Origin of the sequence: Pseudorhizobium marinum (genome assembly GCF_000705355.1) — a bacterium.
GTDB lineage: Bacteria > Pseudomonadota > Alphaproteobacteria > Rhizobiales > Rhizobiaceae > Neorhizobium > Neorhizobium pelagicum.
Window position 1 is genome coordinate 1 of the sequence record NZ_JMQK01000037.1, and the last position, 666, is coordinate 666.

Consider the following 666-nt stretch of genomic DNA (forward strand, 5'->3'; position numbering starts at 1 on the left):
CGAACTTGTCCGGCGTATGGATGCGGGCAACCACTTCACCGTTGGCGTTGGCGAAGGAAATCAGCTGCAGGCCGCCTTCGCTGATGATCCCGGGCATGGCGCCGGAAAAGCGGCCGATGATCTCGTCGCGGGCATTGCTTTCGATCAGCCCTGCGATGTCCGGCTGGCCGGCGATTGCCAGGGCCAGCGCCGAGGCCGCCTTCTTCTGGGCCGCCATGTCCGTCTCGATGAGCGCAAGGTCGCCCGCCGCTTCACGGTCCAGGGCATCCTCTGTCGCAACGGACTGGCGATACCAGGCGGTGCCGCCGATGGCGATGCTGGAAAACAATACGGCAGCAAAGCCGCATGCGGTGATCGTCATCCACAACGGACGCTTGATTTCAGTAACTGTCAATTTTCCCACCCCTAGCCGGTATAAGATTGGCTCTATTCATGGCAGGAAAGCTTCTCTTTTTACTAAATTTAGCTTGGGGAAAATACATCCTCATTTCTTGTAGTCTATCCACAAGTTCATCTATCGCATGACCCTGGGCGGGACCAGCGGCAGGTCCATGGGGACGCCGGCGAGCAAGGAGGTGAACGGCCTGCTCCCGGCAGATGCTTCGCGCTTCTTCGCCAGCGGTGAAGCCCCAAAAAAAGGCCGGGAGCGTTTCCGCTCCCGGCCCT

1 pseudogene is annotated in these 666 nt (G+C 59.8%); it reads right to left on the reverse strand.

Features of this window, described 5'->3' with window-relative positions:
* Window positions 1–394: pseudogene (locus EO99_RS26095) on the reverse strand (methyl-accepting chemotaxis protein); the annotation flags it as partial.
* Window positions 395–666: the final 272 nt, after the last annotated feature.